The 17,202-nt window shown below is 59.0% G+C and carries 25 protein-coding genes, 1 tRNA gene and 1 pseudogene; 13 read left to right on the top strand and 14 right to left on the bottom strand.

Going from position 1 to position 17,202, the window contains the following annotated elements:
• Position 1: 1 nt before the first annotated feature.
• Both D8767_RS07950 and D8767_RS07945 read right to left on the bottom strand, forming a co-directional pair.
• Positions 2-349 carry a hypothetical protein gene (locus tag D8767_RS07950; protein WP_121757768.1) on the bottom strand — a complete coding sequence of 116 codons (348 nt, stop codon included), beginning with the start codon at positions 347-349 and terminating at the stop codon, positions 2-4.
• A 319-nt stretch (positions 350-668) separates the two neighbouring features.
• On the bottom strand, positions 669-968 hold the full coding sequence (locus tag D8767_RS07945) for a Cro/CI family transcriptional regulator (RefSeq protein ID WP_121757769.1): 300 nt from the start codon (positions 966-968) through the stop codon (positions 669-671).
• 91 nt (positions 969-1,059) lie between these two features.
• Between D8767_RS07945 and D8767_RS07940 the strand changes: the two genes are divergently transcribed.
• Positions 1,060-1,890, top strand: coding sequence for an XRE family transcriptional regulator (locus tag D8767_RS07940; RefSeq protein ID WP_121757770.1), 831 nt, complete (start codon positions 1,060-1,062; stop codon positions 1,888-1,890).
• Positions 1,891-1,925: 35 nt separating this feature from the next.
• Here the strand turns inward: D8767_RS07940 and D8767_RS07935 are convergent, their stop codons facing one another.
• Positions 1,926-2,243, bottom strand: a complete 318-nt coding sequence (locus D8767_RS07935; protein WP_121757771.1) for a DUF1654 domain-containing protein — start codon at positions 2,241-2,243, stop codon at positions 1,926-1,928.
• Between the two features lie 157 nt (positions 2,244-2,400).
• On the opposite strand from D8767_RS07935, the gene D8767_RS07930 reads away from it, so the two are divergent.
• The 9 genes and pseudogenes from D8767_RS07930 to D8767_RS07890 all read left to right on the top strand — a co-directional run bounded on the left by D8767_RS07930 (position 2,401) and on the right by D8767_RS07890 (position 6,219).
• Positions 2,401-2,781: a LuxR C-terminal-related transcriptional regulator gene (locus tag D8767_RS07930; RefSeq protein ID WP_019438270.1), complete on the top strand. Its 381-nt coding sequence runs from the start codon at positions 2,401-2,403 to the stop codon at positions 2,779-2,781.
• Between the two features lie 83 nt (positions 2,782-2,864).
• Positions 2,865-3,113: a hypothetical protein gene (locus D8767_RS07925; RefSeq protein WP_121757772.1), complete on the top strand. Its 249-nt coding sequence runs from the start codon at positions 2,865-2,867 to the stop codon at positions 3,111-3,113.
• Positions 3,110-3,943, top strand: coding sequence for an SPFH domain-containing protein (locus tag D8767_RS07920; RefSeq protein ID WP_121757773.1), 834 nt, complete (start codon positions 3,110-3,112; stop codon positions 3,941-3,943). Before D8767_RS07925 ends, D8767_RS07920 begins: the two co-directional genes overlap by 4 nt.
• Positions 3,944-3,995: 52 nt before the next feature.
• Positions 3,996-4,172: pseudogene (csrA, locus tag D8767_RS29120) on the top strand (carbon storage regulator CsrA); the annotation flags it as partial.
• A gap of 127 nt (positions 4,173-4,299) precedes the next feature.
• A complete protein-coding gene (locus tag D8767_RS07910) occupies positions 4,300-4,635 on the top strand; it encodes a hypothetical protein (protein ID WP_121757775.1) in 336 nt (111 codons plus the stop codon).
• Positions 4,632-4,775: a hypothetical protein gene (locus D8767_RS28655; protein ID WP_162998284.1), complete on the top strand. Its 144-nt coding sequence runs from the start codon at positions 4,632-4,634 to the stop codon at positions 4,773-4,775. Before D8767_RS07910 ends, D8767_RS28655 begins: the two co-directional genes overlap by 4 nt.
• Before the next feature lie 351 nt (positions 4,776-5,126).
• Positions 5,127-5,684: an HNH endonuclease signature motif containing protein gene (locus D8767_RS07900; protein WP_121757777.1), complete on the top strand. Its 558-nt coding sequence runs from the start codon at positions 5,127-5,129 to the stop codon at positions 5,682-5,684.
• On the top strand, positions 5,674-5,916 hold the full coding sequence (locus D8767_RS07895) for a hypothetical protein (RefSeq protein WP_122048293.1): 243 nt from the start codon (positions 5,674-5,676) through the stop codon (positions 5,914-5,916). Before D8767_RS07900 ends, D8767_RS07895 begins: the two co-directional genes overlap by 11 nt.
• Before the next feature lie 54 nt (positions 5,917-5,970).
• The gene (locus D8767_RS07890; RefSeq protein WP_121757778.1) at positions 5,971-6,219 is read left to right on the top strand and encodes an AlpA family transcriptional regulator; all 249 of its coding nucleotides are present in this window, start codon (positions 5,971-5,973) and stop codon (positions 6,217-6,219) included.
• Positions 6,220-6,239: 20 nt separating this feature from the next.
• Here the strand turns inward: D8767_RS07890 and D8767_RS07885 are convergent, their stop codons facing one another.
• From D8767_RS07885 to dapA, 9 genes are all read right to left on the bottom strand, one after another.
• Positions 6,240-6,758 carry a hypothetical protein gene (locus D8767_RS07885; RefSeq protein ID WP_162998256.1) on the bottom strand — a complete coding sequence of 173 codons (519 nt, stop codon included), beginning with the start codon at positions 6,756-6,758 and terminating at the stop codon, positions 6,240-6,242.
• Between the two features lie 14 nt (positions 6,759-6,772).
• Positions 6,773-7,396 carry a hypothetical protein gene (locus D8767_RS07880; RefSeq protein WP_121757780.1) on the bottom strand — a complete coding sequence of 208 codons (624 nt, stop codon included), beginning with the start codon at positions 7,394-7,396 and terminating at the stop codon, positions 6,773-6,775.
• Complete coding sequence (locus D8767_RS07875) at positions 7,389-8,126, bottom strand: hypothetical protein (protein ID WP_121757781.1); 738 nt, start codon at positions 8,124-8,126, stop codon at positions 7,389-7,391. Before D8767_RS07875 ends, D8767_RS07880 begins: the two co-directional genes overlap by 8 nt.
• Positions 8,127-8,158: 32 nt before the next feature.
• Positions 8,159-9,136, bottom strand: a complete 978-nt coding sequence (locus D8767_RS07870) for a site-specific integrase (RefSeq protein ID WP_162998285.1) — start codon at positions 9,134-9,136, stop codon at positions 8,159-8,161.
• Positions 9,137-9,247: 111 nt separating this feature from the next.
• Positions 9,248-9,337, bottom strand: a tRNA-Ser gene (locus D8767_RS07865).
• A 90-nt stretch (positions 9,338-9,427) separates the two neighbouring features.
• Positions 9,428-10,138 (bottom strand): phosphoribosylaminoimidazolesuccinocarboxamide synthase, encoded by a 711-nt coding sequence (purC, locus tag D8767_RS07860; protein ID WP_016711978.1) that lies wholly within the window; start codon positions 10,136-10,138, stop codon positions 9,428-9,430.
• A gap of 30 nt (positions 10,139-10,168) precedes the next feature.
• Complete coding sequence (locus tag D8767_RS07855; protein WP_015271459.1) at positions 10,169-10,927, bottom strand: MBL fold metallo-hydrolase; 759 nt, start codon at positions 10,925-10,927, stop codon at positions 10,169-10,171.
• A complete protein-coding gene (gene bamC / locus D8767_RS07850) occupies positions 10,928-12,049 on the bottom strand; it encodes an outer membrane protein assembly factor BamC (protein WP_016711979.1) in 1,122 nt (373 codons plus the stop codon).
• A 15-nt stretch (positions 12,050-12,064) separates the two neighbouring features.
• Positions 12,065-12,952 (bottom strand): 4-hydroxy-tetrahydrodipicolinate synthase, encoded by an 888-nt coding sequence (gene dapA / locus D8767_RS07845; RefSeq protein ID WP_016711980.1) that lies wholly within the window; start codon positions 12,950-12,952, stop codon positions 12,065-12,067.
• A gap of 259 nt (positions 12,953-13,211) precedes the next feature.
• On the opposite strand from dapA, the gene D8767_RS07840 reads away from it, so the two are divergent.
• Together D8767_RS07840 and D8767_RS07835 are read left to right on the top strand one after the other, a co-directional pair.
• Positions 13,212-13,772 (top strand): glycine cleavage system protein R, encoded by a 561-nt coding sequence (locus D8767_RS07840; protein ID WP_003254741.1) that lies wholly within the window; start codon positions 13,212-13,214, stop codon positions 13,770-13,772.
• Positions 13,773-13,782: 10 nt separating this feature from the next.
• The gene (locus D8767_RS07835; RefSeq protein WP_016711981.1) at positions 13,783-14,256 is read left to right on the top strand and encodes a peroxiredoxin; all 474 of its coding nucleotides are present in this window, start codon (positions 13,783-13,785) and stop codon (positions 14,254-14,256) included.
• Between the two features lie 34 nt (positions 14,257-14,290).
• On the opposite strand, the gene D8767_RS07830 is transcribed toward D8767_RS07835, so the two are convergent.
• Positions 14,291-15,361, bottom strand: coding sequence for an AI-2E family transporter (locus D8767_RS07830; protein ID WP_016711982.1), 1,071 nt, complete (start codon positions 15,359-15,361; stop codon positions 14,291-14,293).
• Positions 15,362-15,381: 20 nt separating this feature from the next.
• Positions 15,382-15,621, bottom strand: a complete 240-nt coding sequence (locus D8767_RS07825; protein ID WP_008097503.1) for a sulfurtransferase TusA family protein — start codon at positions 15,619-15,621, stop codon at positions 15,382-15,384.
• 121 nt (positions 15,622-15,742) lie between these two features.
• Here D8767_RS07825 and D8767_RS07820 point away from each other — a divergent pair, with 121 nt between their 5' ends.
• Entirely contained in the window at positions 15,743-17,179 is a 1,437-nt protein-coding gene (locus D8767_RS07820; protein ID WP_016711983.1) for a M48 family metalloprotease, read from the top strand.
• Positions 17,180-17,202: the final 23 nt, after the last annotated feature.

Below are 17,202 nucleotides of genomic sequence, written 5' to 3'. Positions count from 1 at the left end.
CTCATTCCGACACCCCCGCGCCACGAACTGGAGATGCAAGGTTTTGTGGCGCGAAGTCTTCGGCCTGCTCGACAGATCCAACCCCGGAGTCGATCAGCGCTCTCGCTTGGCCAACCAATGCGCGGATCGCAAAAGCCAAGTTACAGCTTGCATTGACCTGGACGAGCTGGCCGAGCAGGTCTTCTGCTGCGCTCAGATTGGCACTTGCAAAGTTGAACGCCTCAGAGCAGCTGATCCCAGGCACCGTCGAGAAGAAGAACTCATCGCCGTTCTGGTTGAACTTTGTCGCTATGGTCACGAGCAGGCCCGCTTGCGTTGGCGGTGCCTCGGTGGTATTTTTCGGGTGCATCTCGTCCTCCTACAGAACGAAGATTCAAAAAGTCCCTGCCAGAGGACTGGTTAAGAAGCCCGGCCTGCGAAGCCGGGTTTTCTGCTTTCTGGGCTAAGCCAAATGCAGAAACTGGTGGTGCCGCTCGGTTAAGGCGGCTTTGCGGTGTCTGTGCTAGTCATTGAAATTCCCCCCTGCCCTCCAAGCTCTCACAGAAAAAGTCGGAATCAAGGCCTGGCGACTGACTTGGCTTGAAATCAATTTTGCCCTGCCTTTCCGCGCTATGAATTTCTTGCCCATGACAGCTTTCCCAGAGGTATCGATATGGCATGAGGGGCACTCATAGGGAGGCCAGCACGGCACTGGATGGATTAACAGCAGATTCGTTGGTCTGCGCTTGATGGCTCTTGGCTGGTACCTTTTGATCCAAGGTCGGGAGCGATTCCGCCAGCGAGGGACGAATGCTTGAAGCGGCGAAACGCCCATGAGTTTTGGCCTGAATGATCAAAGCCATATCAGCAGAACAGCCATGGACGCCGCGTACCCAGCCGCTGACTGTGCCTTGCGTCACGCCGAGCGCTTTCGCTGTTGCCACCTGGCCGCCAAAAAACTTGACCAGGTCATTGAAGATTTCATTCATGGGCTTAACGCCGAATAGAGGTATGCCTTTACTGTATTTTAGAGGCATACCTTTTTGCAAGGAAAAAGGCTAACCATTAGATTGGTGCGTTATGGAACTCAAAGATCGACTCAAACACGCCCGCCGCCTGAAAGGGCTTACCCAGACCGAGCTGGCCGAAAGGGCTGGCATCGCGCAAGCCTCAATCTCGGAAATCGAGAGAGGGCTCTCCCGATCCAGTAGCCACCTGGTGAAGATCGCCCAGATCTGCGGGGTTGATGCGCTATGGCTAGCTGAGGGAGTGGGTAGCATCCCCGCACCTACCGAGGATGGCTCCGCTCTCGTCGGAGAGGAGATACAGAAGCTCTCGGCTGCTGACATGGTCAGGCAGATGCTAGAGAAAACTGGGGCGGGCCTGTCGGAAGATGCGCGCAATCGGCTGCTCCGAGCTGCTGAAGAGACCGATTCACACCCTGGCGACGGCTCTGCAAAGGCGGGGGGCGCTCGCGGCTCCACCGGCGATATGATTCGGATTGCACACTATGACGTGCGAGGAGCAATGGGTGGCGGCCAAGTCACACACGACTACCCGGAAATGCTCAGAGACGTTCGCGTTAGCTTGAGCCACCTGCGGGAACTGGGGCTTGACTTCAAAGAGCCGCATCACCTGAAGCTCGTCACTGGATGGGGTCAATCAATGGCTCCAACCATCAAGGATCGCGATCCGTTGATTGTCGACGTGACTGTTCGCGAGTTCATCGGCGATGGAGTGTATTTCATATCCTGGTGTGGTCATGAGTACATCAAGCGCCTCCAGGTTGCTGATGAAGAACACTTTGAGATGATCTCCGACAACCCGAAACATAAGGACCGGATGATCCGTAAGGAAGAGACCTACATCCAGGCAAAGGTCCTATACGTCTGGAATGGCAACCTTCTGTAGCGCGCCGAGCCAGAGCCCAGCGCGCAAATTCGCTCTTAAAACGGGGCGGCGACCTCTTCCTCGACTTCAGCTCCCTCCATCGCCAAGGTGGAGGTCTGCTCTTCATCAGCCTCCCACTGAAGCGTCACGCTTCCATCATCGCTAAACGTCATTTCTATCCCTGGGGTTTCGGAAATCATGCTCATGACCTCCTCCCAATTCTGATCACTATCAGTATCAAGCTGGTGAATTGTGACCCACCTCTGGGTCTGAGCTATCGGGTGGTTGATCATCGAAGAAACCCTCAAGACCAAGCGCTCCATGCCTGTCATCTCCGTGCGCTGCTCTGCCACTTGTTTTTTTTGCCTGGCCACAACCTTCTCCTGATTACTGTATATCCATACAGCAAAGGGTACTCAACCGATACTATCGGAGGGAAGTGCTGCGAAAAAATAAAGGTATACCTGTTGACAGCAGAATAAAGGGAAACCATTATTTGCCTCATCAACTTACTCGCACGGAGCGAAGCACATGAACGCACTGACTTTCGGTAACTGGACTGGCAGCCTTGGGCTGGGACTGGCGGAGCGTGAGCTCCAGTGCGTAATGGCTGTGGCATGCGGACTGACCAGCAAAGAAGCCGCTCGTGAGCTAGGTGTAGCCAAGGACACCATCGACAAACGTTTGCTTGCAGCCAGCACCAAGCTCGGTGTGATCAAGCGCGCACAACTCGTGGCAGAAGCAATGCGAAGAGGCCTGATATCTCCGATGGTGATGACTATCTGCGCGGTGTTGGTTGGACATTCCGTATCCAGTACTGACGAATTCACCCGCGTGCGCCGTCAAGGCGAACGAAAAATTGAAACCCGCATAACAACCCGGCGCGCTGAGTGCGCCTTGGCGGTGGCGTGACGCTGCCAGCCTGACCTGATCCAACCCTGAATTTTGCGAAAGCCAACAAACGCGGCGGGCCTTCGCTCGCCCTGGAGAAAGTGATGAAGCACCCCTCAATCAAAACGCTGGACCTGCTGATCAACCTGACCTGCGCCTTTCTGTACCTGGTCATTTCGCTGGCCGTACTGCGCTTCATCGCACCGGCCCTGATCAGCAGCGAGTCGGACGGCCTAGTGATCATCGGTTTGACGCTGGTCGTCATCTGGCTGATCGCGTCCATCACCCTCGCCTACCACCTTTTCAACAAGCGCCGTGCTCCTGCGGCAATCACCAAAGAGGAAGACCAATGAAGCGTTTACTCGCTGCTGTATCGCTGTGTGCTCTCGCCGTCCTGGGCGGGTGCTCGAAGGTTCCGGCCGGCAATGTCGGGGTCATCGTCAACCTGTACGGCTCGGAGAAAGGCGTTGAGCTCAAGGAAGTCGGTACCGGCAAGTACTGGGTCGGCATCAACGAAGAGCTGTACCTGTTCCCGACGTTCACCCAGACCGAAACCTGGACCGGCGCCGAAACCATCACGTTCCAGACCGTCGAGGGCATGAAGGTTGGCGGTGATGTGGGCATCACCTATGCCGTCGCGCCGGACAAGGTCACCACCCTGTTCCAGAAGTACCGCGCCGGCATCGACGAGATCACCAACAAATTCCTGCGCAACATGGTCCGTGACGCCTTCAACGACGTGGCTTCGAAGCTGCCGGTGGAAAGCGTGTACGGGCAAGGCAAGGCTGACCTGCTGCTGGCTGTCGAGCAGCGCGTCCGCGCTCAGGTGGCGCCGATCGGCATCAACCTCGAGCGTATCTACTACGCCTCCGACCTCGCCCTGCCACCGCAGGTAACCGCCAGCCTGAATGCCAAGATCCAGGCTACACAGATGGCCGAACAGCGCCGCAATGAGGTTGCTCAGGCCAAGGCTGAGGCCGACAAGGAACGAGCGCGAGCCCAGGGTGAGGCAGACGCCAAGCTGCTGATCGCCCAGGCCGACGCCAAGGCAATCGAGGTCCGCGCCCAAGCCCTGCGTGCCAACCCGGATGTGGTGACCCTGAACGCGGTGGAAAAGTGGGACGGGAAGCTACCGACCTACACCGGCGGCCAGGCACCCCTCCCCTTCATCGGCGTCAAGTAAGGCCATTGGGGTGGTGATAGGCACCACCCCTAACCCACACAAGGAGTACCACATGCTGATCCTCACCCGTCGCGTAGGCGAAGCCATCAAGATCGCCGACGACATCACCGTAGTTGTGCTGGCAGTCAAAGGTAGCCAGGTTCGCCTTGGCATCGAAGCTCCGCAAGGTGTAGCCGTAGACCGCAAGGAAATTGCCGAGCGCAAAGCAGCAGGCCTACCCAAGCCACAGGCGCCAGCATCGAGTGCCGCGCTTCCCGAGCCTGAACCGCTCTATGGGAATCGCACCGAGGCCGAATGGCGCCAGCTCCTGCAGGATGAAGCCGAGGAACAAGCCGCACGCGGAACGGAGAGCGGCCATGAAGCAGCCTGAACGCATCACGCTTGTGCTGCGGGCCAGCGAAGCCGCGCCACTCTCGAGCATCCTGCCTTTCACCAAGCTGGGTGATCTGGTCTCAGCAGGTCGCGGCTTGGCAGTAATCGCCGGATTCAGCGAAGGCGACCTGCAGGCCAGGCTGGCTGAGTGCGAGGCCCAACTGCAGGTGGCTGATGTATTGCTGCGGGAGGCAATCGCATACGTCAACGACGAACTGGTCAACGTCGAGTATCGCGACATACTCCTCGCCCGGATCGACAGGCTACTTGATCGTGACCAGGCGCAGCAGGCCGAAAAGCCTCGGGAGCAGGAGCCATGAGCCAGGCCTGCCTGCTCTTACTGCTGTGGGACGCTCTGCAGCAGCGCGAAACGACCTTCGGGCAGGTCCTTGACCTGTCCGCTGCCTGCGGCCTGGACGGGCGACGAGTTCTGGCCGACCACTTCCGGGGGCACTCATGAGCAAGCGGGATATCAGCCAGGCGGCGAAGGAAATACTCGAATCGATGGGGCTCAAGCGGGGTCGCGGGCGGGCCAACTCGGTCGTATCAAGGTCAGCCGCAAAGGTCTCGACGGCTAATGTTGTAGAACCTACCCGCAAGCTCTCCTGCTCGGCGCAGCCTCCGGCCGGCCCCATCAACCGCTTCATGTACTTGGAAGCAAGGAACTGGGCGATTGACTTGGTCGCCTCACTGCGTGGCTCTCCGGTAGACCTGGTGGTTGAGCGATTGGCCGGCGCTACCGAAGGCCGGCCAGGGAGCTATGTGGCCGGAATCCAATCGGTGATCAGAGAGCTACAGACCGGAGCGGGCCATGACTAGGCGCGGGCCAGTCAAGCGTTGGACCGAGGCAGAGGATGATCTCCTTCGCCTTCTCTACCCCAACAAGACCAACAAGGAGCTTTGCCTGCTGCTGCCTGGGCGGACAAAGACAGCCATCACCTTGCGGGCAGCCCTGTTTGGGCTGGTTAAGACCGATGCCCACAGATCGGAAACGCATCGACGAATCCTGCTTGCCAGGCTGGAGGCCAAAGGGGGTCAGATTTGCCAGGATCCAAGACCGGTTGGAGCCACACACCGCAAGGGCCGGTACACGCTGATCAAGGTAGCGCAGCCCGACGTGTGGAAACCGCTTCATATCTACACCTGGGAGCAAGCCAACGGCCCTGTACCAGAGGGGATGCTCGTGGCAGCCAAAGACGGCAATGTGCAGAACACGAACCTGGCCAACCTATGCCTGCGCACGCGTGCCGAGCACCAGTTGCGCAATAACCATCACTACAAAGGCTTGCCGGAGGAGATCGTTGACATTCTCCACCTGCAAAACGAACTGAAAAAAGAGATCAAGAGGAAGACCAGGAATGAAAAATAAGCTCAGCGACCTTCGCGACCACCTGTTCGCCCAGCTCGAAGCGGTGCGTGAGGCCAATGACGACAACTTGGCCAAGGAGGTTCAGCGCGCCCAGTCGGTATCGGATATCAGCCGCGTACTGATTGAAAGCGCAAAGGTTGAGATCGACTTCTTCCGCCACATTGGCGGCGAACACTCAGCCAGCTCGTTCATTGAGTCAAAGCCTGCGCTGCCGCCAGCAAAACGGACCTGACGTGACAGATCAGCGTGACAACCAGAATCTGACGTGTCAGGTCGGGAGGAAGGAATGAGCGAAGAGACCGAGGTACTGACGGTTGAGGGCTTGGCTAAGCTGCTGGGCCGCACCGAAGCGTCGATCAGGGAGGGGATTCGCCGTGGCGTGCCTTGGTTGCCCAAGAGTTTCAAGATGGGCAACCGGCACTGCTGGCTGAAGGAGGACGTGCGCAAGTTCTTGCGCGAATTTCGGGATGGGGAGCACCAGAAGTCGAAACCTGGCAGGAAAAGGAAACAGCCTCGCTCGCTACACGCGGCGTAATCACGCTCTCAATAACGTTTTTACTGCTTGACAGCTCCACAGGTTGGGCATGGCTCGCTAGGCGGCGGCGGTCGAAGTTTCTTTTTAATGCCATCACTTAAACGGTTGAAGTCAAGATGCTTTTCTTCGATCGCACTCAAAAGAAGAGTCCGTAGCTTGCCGAGAGTATAACGGGTGGTGCCCCCCGACCTGATCTTATCAGCCAAAACATCTGCAACCAAAGCCAGTTCTTTGATTGTGAGATTGGCGAGATCTCTATGGGTATGTGCGAATTTTTCACAGGCCGTATTACCTGGTGTCTCGACGATTGTTATTTCCAATCCCTGAAAGACAGCCTCGGGAATCACCACCACATCCATTTTGTCCAGATTGTCATTAGCAGCCGCAAGCGCAAGGATCGCACTACTAATTTCGGTTTCAGAATCTACTCGCCAGAACGATAAGGTATTACCATTCGTCTTCATGCAATTGGTGATAGCATCTGCGTTAACAGCTCCATTTCCATCAACCTCCCACTTTGAGCGTGAGATCTTACGCACGAAATACGACATCCTTATCCCCCAATTACATCTTCGATAATTTCATTTTTGTACTCCTCTAGCCAAGCCGGCTGGATCGAAAAGTCCTTAAGCTTCGCAACTAGAACCGGATCTTCCCAGTACTCATACGCCCTTAAGGCGTACTCCTTAACTTCAACAGAACCATGCGAAAGGGCAGCTAACGCAATCAATTCGTTAGCTGGACTAAGAGCTTCCTTGTCCAGATGTGCAACCACAGAAAGCACGCCTACCAGACGATTTACATGAGAAGTGTTAGCGAGAAAAAACTTGCCGATAGAGGTCTGCACCAAAAATGGGTTCGTGGCTAGCCATTGCTCAACATAATATTCTGTAGAAGATTTTACCCCAGGCTCGAATCGATCTGAATCGAGTCGCTCCATAAACCCCTTCTCAAATTTAGCCCGCGCCTCTTCGTCCAACACCTGTGGTTTCGCAGAGCCGGTTTGAGGTGACTCGATTATCCTGATGTTCCGAGTAACATTAGGATCATAGAATGACGAATTGGCATGCGTGAAGCTGAAGTTAAACGCAGCCAAGCTAGTCTGAGAGGTTATCGAAAAAGGGTCCCCAATTCCGATGGCAGTTGATATATCGGTGACCGAAGGCCTGTTAGCCATAAGCGATCTCCCGAACATTCTTCAGCACTGTATGCTGAAGTTCTAAGCTATTATCAATAAAACCTGAAATAAGCGCCGCATCCATGGTGAATGATGCTTTTTCCATTGGCATATTTACATCCATTGTCACATGGATCGTAGTAAATTCCTTCTGCCCGCTCTGATCCCCCATTTGAATATCGCTCCGGGCGAAATTGGTTATCAGATTTACTGGCGAGGCAATTCCCTCCATTACCACTGGAGAAACCAAACGAATCGACCACTCTTTAGGCGTCAAATTTCCAGTCGGATTAAAGTCTGCATTCAGCATAAGTTTTTTGACTTTTTCTAAGCTAGCATCATCTAAAGGCTTGAGAAAAGTTTCCGTCACATAACCTGCGCGCCGCACATTCAAGCTAAATACAGAAATTATTTTATCAATAATTTTTTTGCTTTCATCGCCAAAATCTCGCAGCGACAAACCTGCAGCATTGCTGCCGGGAAACGGGTTACAAAAGACATCCATCCGATTGGAAAGAATATTTACTACAATCCCGTTACGTATAGACTGAAATCCAAGCCGCGCCTCTACCTTACTAGTTTGACCATTAAACTCCTGAAGAGGAGTTGGCATAAACCCTAGTGTAAAGAAGTTCTCAATGCACTTTTTTAGCGTCTCTTCATCTGGGGTCACATGAGAAAAATCACCGAAAAGCGCCACTTGATATTTCAATTTTGTCTCAGCTGACACGACCCGCTCCTTATGTGTGTGGGTGGACGATCTTACGCTAGCTTATCTGCTAAATCATAGGGATTCAGATGAGTGTAGCGTTTTAACATCGTGAGAGTCTTGTGGCCCGTGATACTCGCGACCTCCATCATGGTGAAGCCGCGCTCAAAGAAACGACTGGTCGCCTCATGGCGAAGGTCGTGAAGGCGTAGACCTTCAATCCCAGCGGCCACGCAGGCCCTGGGGAAATAGTTGCTGATCGTGTTGAGGGCCAGGTTGAAGTACCGGCCGCCACCGATCGGCGTGGGCAACCCCTCCAGCAGGGCTATCGCCCGGGAGGACAGCGGCACCGCGCGCCTATCGCCGTTCTTGGTGTCTTCCAAGTAAGCCACTTTGCCGCGCACCTGGTCGCGGCGCAGCATCAGCAACTCAGAACGGCGCATCGCGGTCTCCACCGCCAGCTCAATGAATACCGGTAACTGGGCGTTCATCTGGCCGGCCGCCTTGTACAGCGCGGCGAGCTCCGCCGGCGTCGGGCGACGATCCCTCTCCTTGCTGCCCTTGGGCATCCGGATAGCCCGGCACGGGTTGGTCAGCCCTTCAATGCCCCATTCCTTGGTGGCCACCGTATAAAGGTGGCTGATCACTGCCAGGTTGAGGCGGACTGTCGCGGTCGATTTACCTTCCTTGAGCTCAGCATCGCGGTACGTGGCCATGTCGCTCGAGCGGATCGCAGCGAGGCCCTTGCTGGCCAGCTTGTGCTCTTTCCACTTCTTGATGCGGACCTGCTCCTGCTTGGCGCCCTTCTTGGTGGAAGTGACCTCCGACAGGTAGCGGTCCAAGGCCTCAGCGAGCGTGGTGCTCTCGGCCTCGCGCATGTCGACGAAGCGCGCACGCGACATATCACCTTCGATCTCGGCGGCCCATCGCTGGGCTTCTGCCTTGGTGTCAAAGGTGGCGGAAAGGGTTGGATATCCTTTGCGGCGGATCTGGGCGCGCCAAGCGTCCCCGCGCTTCTCGTAGTAGGCCATGGGGGGAAATGATAGCGAACGCTTGGGGGAAATACACGCTCCCCCATTCCCCCAAAATTCCCCCAAATGAAAAAGGCCCCGAGGGCTATACAGCGCTCGGGGCCTTTAATATGGCGGAGAGATAGGGATTTGAACCCTAGGTACTGTTGCCAGTACAACGGATTTCGAATCCGTCCCGTTCGACCACTCCGGCATCTCTCCAATGCCGCGCATCTTACCAGCGTTTTTTGAAAACGCAAATCTTTTTTCAAAAAAATCGCGTGGTATCAGGCGCTTGCGTGAACGCGCCGCTTACAGCGGCACGCCCAGGCGCTTGGCAACTTCTTCGTAGGCTTCGATCACGTCGCCCAGGCCCTGGCGGAAGCGGTCCTTGTCCATCTTCTTGCGGGTTTCTTTGTCCCACAGGCGGCAACCGTCCGGGCTGAACTCGTCGCCCAGCACGATCTGGCCGTGGAATACGCCGAACTCCAGCTTGAAGTCGACCAGCAGCAGGCCGGCGTCATCGAACAGCTTGCTCAGCACTTCGTTGACTTTCAGCGACAGCTTTTTCATTTCCACCAGCTGCTCGGCGGTGCCCCAGCCGAACGCGACAACGTGGGATTCGTTGATGAAGGGGTCGCCCTTCTCATCGTTCTTCAGGAACAGCTCGAAGGTGGACGGCTCCAGCTTGATGCCCTCCTCCACGCCCAGGCGCTTGACCAGGCTGCCGGCGGCGTAGTTACGCACTACGCATTCGACCGGGATCATGTCCAGCTTCTTCACCAGGCACTCGTTGTCGCCCAGCAGCTTGTCGAACTGGGTCGGCACGCCGGCTTCTTCCAGCTTCTGCATGATGAAGGCGTTGAACTTGTTGTTCACCATGCCTTTGCGGTCGAGTTGTTCGATGCGCTTGCCGTCGAACGCCGAAGTGTCGTTACGGAACAGCAGGATCAAGCGGTCGGGGTCGTCGGTCTTGTAAACCGATTTGGCCTTGCCGCGGTAGAGTTCGTCGCGTTTTTCCATGATTGGGCTCCGCTTGCTTGAGGTGTTGGGCTAGGCGATTTCGCGCCAGTCGAGCCCGTGTTCCTGATTCGCCACCTGGAGCCAGTCCGGGTCACACCCAAGGGTGTCGACGAAGCACTGGCGGGCCAAGTGTGGCAGGTTGTTCTTGCTGCTGAGGTGGGCCAGCACCAGGTGTTGCAGGTTGCTCCAGCCCAACTCGTGCACCAGGCGCGCAGCCTGGTGATTGTTCAAATGCCCTTGCATGCCCCCTACCCGCTGCTTCAAGAAGGCCGGGTAGTGACCGCGTGCCAGCAGGTCACGGCAGTGGTTAGCCTCGATCAGCAATGCATCCAGGCCCTGGTAACGCTCCAGCAACAGCGCGTCATAAGAGCCCAGGTCGGTCAGCATGCCGAAGCGCCGCTGGCCATCGCTGACCACGTATTGCAACGGCTCGTAGGCATCGTGCTCGACCCGCGCGGCGGTCACTTCCAGGCTGCCGATACGCAGGCTTTGGCCACAAGCGAGAAAACCGGCCACCTCCACCGGTTTGCGCATGCCGCGCAACGTGCCTTGGCTGAGGTAGACCGGTACATTGTAGCGCCGCGACAGCAAGCCCACCCCATGCACGTGGTCGGCATGTTCGTGGGTCACCAGCACCGCACTGAGCTGAGCCGCCGATACACCGAGCAGCGCCAGGCGCCGCTCGGTTTCGCGCAGGGAAAAGCCGCAATCGACCAGGATGAACGTGTCACCACTGGCGATCAGCGTGCCGTTCCCTTGGCTGCCGCTTCCGAGTACCGCGAAGCGCACTTAGCCCAGGTGGTCCTGAATGGCGCTCAGCACGCGGCGGGCGACATCGGCCGGGGCCACGGTGTTGATGTTTTTCTCGACCGTGACCTGCACGCTATCACCCACCTTGCTCAGGCGAACCTGGTAGCGCTCGGCACGGGCTTCACGCTCTTCCTTGGTCGGCTCGCTGCCGAACATCCGGCCGAAGAAGCCAGGCTGGTTCTGCTTGTCGTCCGGTTTTTCCGACAGGTTGATGTAGTACAGGCCCAGGCTACGGTTGATGTCTTCAACACGCCACTCGCCACCCTGCTCCAGGGCACGGCCTACGCCAGACCAGGCACGGTCCAGGTCGGAACCCAGGTACAGCACCGGGTTGCCGCTGCCGTCTTCGCTCAGGCTGACGCGGCTTGGCGCGTCGAAATCGCGCGCGGCCAGCAGTGACACCGAACCGCCTTTTTCGGCGCTGCGGTTCATGCTGGCGAGCATTTCGTCGACCAGCAGGGCATCGGCCCCCGTGTTGCTGGAGGTGGACGGGAAGTCAGGCTCGGCGGTGCTGCCGGCCGGGCGCTCGACGCTGACAACGTACACCTCGGAGGTGTTGCGCTGCACGCCAGGCTCCATGCGCACACGTACACGCACTTCGCTGTCACCGCTGCTGGCGGTGCTCGCCAGGCGCTGGCCAAGCGATGCCGACAACTCGTCGAAACGCTGCCAGGTGGTGTTGAATTCACCAGTCTGCGGGCGCTCTTCAGCGATGCGGAAGCCGTTGTCCTCGAAGAACTGGCGAGCCACCGGCCACACTTCGGCTGGCGAGTGCTGGGCCAGCACCCAACGGCTGCTGCCACTGCGTTGCAGGCTGTAGTCGGTAACCTGGGCGGCACCGCCGGTCAGGGGTTGCGGGCGCGGCACTTCGAACTCGCCCGTGACGTGATCATCGGCGACGTTACGCGGAATAGGCAGCAGCGGGTCAAGGCGTTTGACGTTGCTGGCGTCCGGCGGCAGCTGCATCGGCGCAGTCGGGTGCGCCTGCAGGTAGTCGCTGCCGCGGTCGCGGAAATAGCCATCCTCGCCCCACAGCCAGCCACACCCACTGGTGCTGGAGATAATCAGGGCAAGGGCGGAAAGACCAGCCAGTCGCTTCATGCGGTGTACTTCCTCTTAAACCAGTACGCCGGACTGGCGCAAGGCAGTACGGACTTTTTCGTGGCAGCCTTCGCTCAGCCAGGTCAGTGGCAGGCGAATGCCCTTTTGCATCAGGCCCATTTCGACGAGCGCCCACTTCACCGGGATCGGGTTGGCTTCGCAGAACAGGTCTTTGTGCAGCGGCATGAGTTTTTCGTTGATCGCGCGGGCCTTCTCGGCATTGCCCTCAAGGGCGGCCTCGCACAGATCGGCCATTTCGCGCGGGGCGACGTTGGCGGTAACAGAGATGTTGCCCTTGCCGCCCATCAGGATCAGCTCGACGGCAGTCGGGTCATCGCCGGACAGGACGATGAAGTCCTTGCTGACGCCATCAAGGATGGCCTTGGCGCGGACCAGGTCGCCGGTGGCTTCCTTGATGCCGATGATGTTCGGCACGGCCGACAAGCGGATCACGGTCTCGGCCTGCATGTCGCAGGAGGTGCGGCCGGGTACGTTGTAGAGGATCTGCGGAATGTCGACGGCTTCGGCAATGTGCTTGAAGTGCTGGTACAGGCCTTCTTGCGTCGGCTTGTTGTAGTACGGCACTACCAGCAGGCAGGCATCGGCACCGGCGCTCTTGGCGTTCTGGGTCAGGTGCACGGCTTCGGCAGTGGCGTTGGCACCGGTACCGGCAATGACCGGAACGCGGCGGCTGCTGCGCTTGACGCGCTCGACCACGTGCTTGATGACCAGGATGTGTTCTTCGACATCCAGCGTGGCGGACTCACCCGTGGTGCCGACAGCGACGATCGCATGGGTGCCGTTTTCCAGGTGGAAGTCTACAAGTTTGTCGAGGCTGCCCCAGTCCACACGCCCTTGTGCATCCATGGGTGTGACCAATGCCACCATACTGCCCGCAATCATGTAACTGCTCCTGCCGGAAAAAGAGAGCCGTAATGGTACTGGGGGCATCGGCCTTGCACAAGCGAAGCAGGCAGGCGGAGCATTCCCCTCAGCGCCTTATTTCGCTACCCTTGATCCTTTGATCGGTGCAGCGCGGCCCGCCGGGCCGTCGACCTTGCTCCCCGCCAGCGTCCACGACCTCGCATGCGAGCCCCGGGCCCTGCCGACAGGAGGCTTTCGCCCGTCCTGTACCGACCGCTCATCGCTTTAGGAATGCTGCATGTCCACCCCCACCGTCCGCGAACAATTCCTTGTCATCAGTGCCTTGGGCCCGAACCCCATGGAACTGGCCAACGTCCTCAGCCGCGCCGCTTTCGAAAACCGCTGCGCGGTAGTCACCTCGCGCCTGAGCCGCCACGGCGAGACCAGCGCCCTGGTGCTGCAAGTGGGCGGCAGCTGGGACGCCCTGGCGCGCCTGGAGTCCACCCTGCCGGGCCTGGGCAAAAAACATGGCCTGACCCTGGACGTGGTGCGCAGCGCCGACCAGGAAGTGCGCCCGCAGGCCCTGCCGTACGTGGCCTACGTCAGCGCCGCCTACCGCCCGGACATCATCAACGAGCTGTGCCAGTTCTTCCTCGACCACCGCGTCGAGCTGGAAGCCATGACCTGCGACACCTACCTGGCTCCGCAAACCGGCAGCAGCATGCTCAACGCCCAGTTCACCGTGATTCTGCCGGCCGGTACGCAAATCAGCTGGTTGCGTGACCAGTTCCTGGACTTTGCCGATGCCCTGAACCTGGATGCGCTGATCGAACCTTGGCGCCCACAGAACCCCATGTAAGGAAACCACCATGGCTGTAGCACTCGACCAACCTGTTGCGGACTTTCAGGCCCAGGCCACCAGCGGGCAAACCGTCAGCCTGGCCGAACTCAAGGGCCAGCAAGTGGTGGTGTACTTCTACCCGAAGGACAGCACGCCGGGCTGCACCACCGAAGGCCAGGGGTTCCGCGACCAGCATGACGCCTTTGCCGCCGCCAACACCGTGGTGTTCGGCGTGTCGCGCGATGGCATCAAGTCGCACGAGAACTTCAAGGCCAAGCAAGGCTTCCCGTTCGAGCTGATCAGCGACAAGGACGAAGCCCTGTGCCAGCTGTTCGACGTGATCAAGCTGAAGAAGCTGTACGGCAAGGAATACATGGGCGTTGACCGCAGCACCTTCCTGATCGACAAGAAGGGTGTACTGCGCCAGGAATGGCGTGGGGTGAAGGTGCCAGGGCACGTGGATGCCGTATTGGCAGCAGCCCAAGCGCTGAACAAGGCTTGAGATCGTTTGGGGCCGCAAAGCGGCCCCAATCAGATCAAAGCATCGGTGAAACGCTAGGCTCCTGCCGCGGCCAGGCATCCAGCACGGCCTTGATCAGGGTCGCCAGCGGGATGGCGAAGAAAATCCCCCAGAACCCCCACAACCCGCCAAACAGCAGTACCGCGCAAATGATCGCCACCGGGTGCAGGCTCACCGCCTCGGAGAACAGCAACGGCACCAGCACGTTGCCATCCAGCGCCTGGATGATCGCGTACACCGTCATCAGGTAGATGAACTGGTCGCCCCAGCCCCACTGGAACAGCGCAATCAGCGTCACCGGCACCGTCACCACCACCGCCCCCACGTAGGGCACTACCACCGACAGCCCCACCAGCAGCGCCAGCAGTGCGGCGTAGTTGAGCCCCAGGCTGATGAAGGCGATGTAGGTGGCAATGCCACAAATTAGAATTTCGATGCCCTTGCCACGGATGTAGTTGGCGATCTGCCGGTTCATCTCGCTGCCCACCCGGTTCAGCAGGGTGCGCTGGCGCGGCAGATAGCCACTCACCCAGCGCCCGATCAGTTCGCGGTCCTTGAGGAAGAAGAACACCAGGATCGGCACCAGCACCAGGTAGATCATGGCATTGACCAGCAACGGCAGGCTCGACAGCGAGAAGGTCAGCGCCCACTGGCCAAACTTGCCGATTTCGCCACGTACCGACTCGATGGCATGCAGCACCTGCTCGTCCGACACCAGGTGCGGGTAGCGCTCGGGCAGCAGCAAAAGCAGCGACTGCCACTTACCGAGCATGCCCGGCAGCTCGTTGAACAGGGTAATAAGCTGGTGCCACAGCAGCGGCACCAGCACCAGCATGAACAGCGCCAGCGCACCCATGAACAGGGCGAACACCAACATTACCGCCAGCCGCGTCGGTACCCGCACACGCTCCAGGGCGTTGACCAGGCCCTGCATCAAGAACGCCAGCACCATACCCGCCAGCACGGGCGCGAGCATGCCGCCCAAGGTAAGAACGGCCGTGAAAGCCAGAAACAGAAGGACCGCCAGCACCACTGCTTCTTCATCGGAGAAGTAGCGATGCATCCAGTCGCGAAGCACTTTGAACATTGACGATCCTTGGTAAAGACTCAGGCCTTGCGCAGCCAGTAAGTGTAGGTGCCGGCCTCGGCCGTTTCACGCAGCAGGGTATGACCGGCCAACTGGGCGAAAGTGCGGAAGTCACGCTGCGACCCGGCATCCGTGGCGATCACCTTGAGTACCGCGCCACTGGCAAGGCGATTGAGCTCCATCTTGGCTTTGAGCAGCGGCAAAGGGCAATTCAGCCCGCTGGCGTCCAGTTCGGCATCGCAGGTCAGGGTGTCACTCATCGCAGGGTCTCCAAAGGCGTTGCCAGACTGCTTGCTGACAGGGTCGGCTAGGATAGCGCCACTGGTCGCCAACGTGTGAGCCCGCTACAGTAGGTATCTTTGACCGACGCGAGCTTCATGCATGAATCTACTGCGCCCTACCCTGCTGACGCTGGCCTGCCTGATGGCCCTTCCCGGCCATGCTGACGACCTGCCATCACTGGGTGACGCCAGTTCCGCGATCGTTTCGCCGCAACAGGAGCACCAGCTGGGCCGCGCCTGGCTAAGCCTGCTGCGTGGCCAGGTCAACCAGCTGAACGACCCACAGCTCAAGGACTATGTCGAAACCAGCGTGTACAAACTGGCCGAAACCAGCCAGCTGCAGGACCGGCGCCTGGAATTCATCCTGATCGACAGCCGCGAGCTGAACGCCTTTGCCGCCCCGGGTGGCATTGTCGGGGTCAACGGCGGGCTGTTCCTCAACGCCCAGACCGAAGGCGAGTACGCCTCGGTACTGGCGCACGAACTGGCGCACTTGTCGCAGCGCCACTTCGCCCGAGGCGTCGAGGCGCAGCAGCGCATGCAGCTGCCGATGATGGCGGCGTTGCTGGCCGGTATCGTGCTGGCCGCCGGTGGCGCCGGCGATGCGGGCATCGGCATGATTGCCGGTACCCAGGCGGCGGCGATCCAGGAACAGCGCCGGTTCTCACGCCAGAACGAACAGGAAGCCGACCGTATCGGTATCCAGAACCTGGAAAAGGCTGGCTACGACCCGCGCAACATGCCGACCATGTTTGAGCGCCTGGCACGCCAGTATCGCTATGACGCCAAGCCACCTGAATTCCTGCTGACCCACCCTGTGACCGAATCCCGTATCGCCGATACCCGCAACCGGGCCGACCAGGCGCCCAAGGGCGGCATTGAAGACAGCATGCGCTACCAGCTGATTCGCGCCCGGGTGGCGCTGACCTACGAAGGCACACCAGGGCTTGCCGCCAAGCGCTTCCGTGCCCAGCTGGACGAAGACCCGAAACTGGACGCCGCGCGTTACGGCCTGGCCTTGGCTCAGATCAAAGGCGGGCAGCTGAACGAAGCGCGTGAAATGCTCAAGCCGCTACTGGCCAAGGCACCCAACGACATCACCTACAACCTGGCGCAGATCGACCTGGACATCACCAACAACCGCCTGGCCGACGCCCAGCAGCGGGCCGAACGGATGCAGGGGCTGTATCCGGGCAACTACCCGCTGAAACAGGTCCGCGCCGATTTGCTGGTGAAGCAGAACAAGCCTGCCGAAGCGGAGAAGGTGCTCAACGAACTGGTCAAGAGCCGGCCGGATGACCCGGACGTGTGGTATGACATGGCTGAAGTGCGGGGCTTGTCGGGCAATACCATTGGCCTGCACCGCGCACGGGCCGAGTACTTCACCCTGGTGGGGGACTTTGACCAGGCGATCCAGCAATTGGATTACGCCAAGCGCCGGTCGGGCAGCAACTTCCCGCTGGCCTCGCAGATTGACCAGCGCCAGCGCGAGATCATGGAGCAGCAGCGCATGGTGCGGGAAATGATGGGGCGCTGAGGGCCATTCGCGGGCTCGCCCGC

The organism is Pseudomonas sp. LTGT-11-2Z (assembly GCF_003691445.1).
Taxonomy (GTDB): domain Bacteria; phylum Pseudomonadota; class Gammaproteobacteria; order Pseudomonadales; family Pseudomonadaceae; genus Aquipseudomonas; species Aquipseudomonas monteilii.
This window is presented reverse-complemented; position numbering and strand designations above follow the sequence as displayed.

Bases quoted from the DNA above. Each gene is read 5' to 3' on its own strand.
- D8767_RS07950 (WP_121757768.1), bottom strand. From the start codon at position 349: ATGCACCCGAAAAATACCACCGAGGCACCGCCAACGCAAGCGGGCCTG.
- D8767_RS07945 (WP_121757769.1), bottom strand. From the start codon at position 968: ATGAATGAAATCTTCAATGACCTGGTCAAGTTTTTTGGCGGCCAGGTG.
- D8767_RS07940 (WP_121757770.1), top strand. From the start codon at position 1,060: ATGGAACTCAAAGATCGACTCAAACACGCCCGCCGCCTGAAAGGGCTT.
- D8767_RS07930 (WP_019438270.1), top strand. From the start codon at position 2,401: ATGAACGCACTGACTTTCGGTAACTGGACTGGCAGCCTTGGGCTGGGA.
- D8767_RS07925 (WP_121757772.1), top strand. From the start codon at position 2,865: ATGAAGCACCCCTCAATCAAAACGCTGGACCTGCTGATCAACCTGACC.
- D8767_RS07920 (WP_121757773.1), top strand. From the start codon at position 3,110: ATGAAGCGTTTACTCGCTGCTGTATCGCTGTGTGCTCTCGCCGTCCTG.
- D8767_RS07910 (WP_121757775.1), top strand. From the start codon at position 4,300: ATGAAGCAGCCTGAACGCATCACGCTTGTGCTGCGGGCCAGCGAAGCC.
- D8767_RS28655 (WP_162998284.1), top strand. From the start codon at position 4,632: ATGAGCCAGGCCTGCCTGCTCTTACTGCTGTGGGACGCTCTGCAGCAG.
- D8767_RS07900 (WP_121757777.1), top strand. From the start codon at position 5,127: ATGACTAGGCGCGGGCCAGTCAAGCGTTGGACCGAGGCAGAGGATGAT.
- D8767_RS07895 (WP_122048293.1), top strand. From the start codon at position 5,674: ATGAAAAATAAGCTCAGCGACCTTCGCGACCACCTGTTCGCCCAGCTC.
- D8767_RS07890 (WP_121757778.1), top strand. From the start codon at position 5,971: ATGAGCGAAGAGACCGAGGTACTGACGGTTGAGGGCTTGGCTAAGCTG.
- D8767_RS07880 (WP_121757780.1), bottom strand. From the start codon at position 7,396: ATGGCTAACAGGCCTTCGGTCACCGATATATCAACTGCCATCGGAATT.
- D8767_RS07870 (WP_162998285.1), bottom strand. From the start codon at position 9,136: ATGGCCTACTACGAGAAGCGCGGGGACGCTTGGCGCGCCCAGATCCGC.
- purC (WP_016711978.1), bottom strand. From the start codon at position 10,138: ATGGAAAAACGCGACGAACTCTACCGCGGCAAGGCCAAATCGGTTTAC.
- bamC (WP_016711979.1), bottom strand. From the start codon at position 12,049: ATGAAGCGACTGGCTGGTCTTTCCGCCCTTGCCCTGATTATCTCCAGC.
- dapA (WP_016711980.1), bottom strand. From the start codon at position 12,952: ATGATTGCGGGCAGTATGGTGGCATTGGTCACACCCATGGATGCACAA.
- D8767_RS07840 (WP_003254741.1), top strand. From the start codon at position 13,212: ATGTCCACCCCCACCGTCCGCGAACAATTCCTTGTCATCAGTGCCTTG.
- D8767_RS07835 (WP_016711981.1), top strand. From the start codon at position 13,783: ATGGCTGTAGCACTCGACCAACCTGTTGCGGACTTTCAGGCCCAGGCC.
- D8767_RS07830 (WP_016711982.1), bottom strand. From the start codon at position 15,361: ATGTTCAAAGTGCTTCGCGACTGGATGCATCGCTACTTCTCCGATGAA.
- D8767_RS07825 (WP_008097503.1), bottom strand. From the start codon at position 15,621: ATGAGTGACACCCTGACCTGCGATGCCGAACTGGACGCCAGCGGGCTG.
- D8767_RS07820 (WP_016711983.1), top strand. From the start codon at position 15,743: ATGAATCTACTGCGCCCTACCCTGCTGACGCTGGCCTGCCTGATGGCC.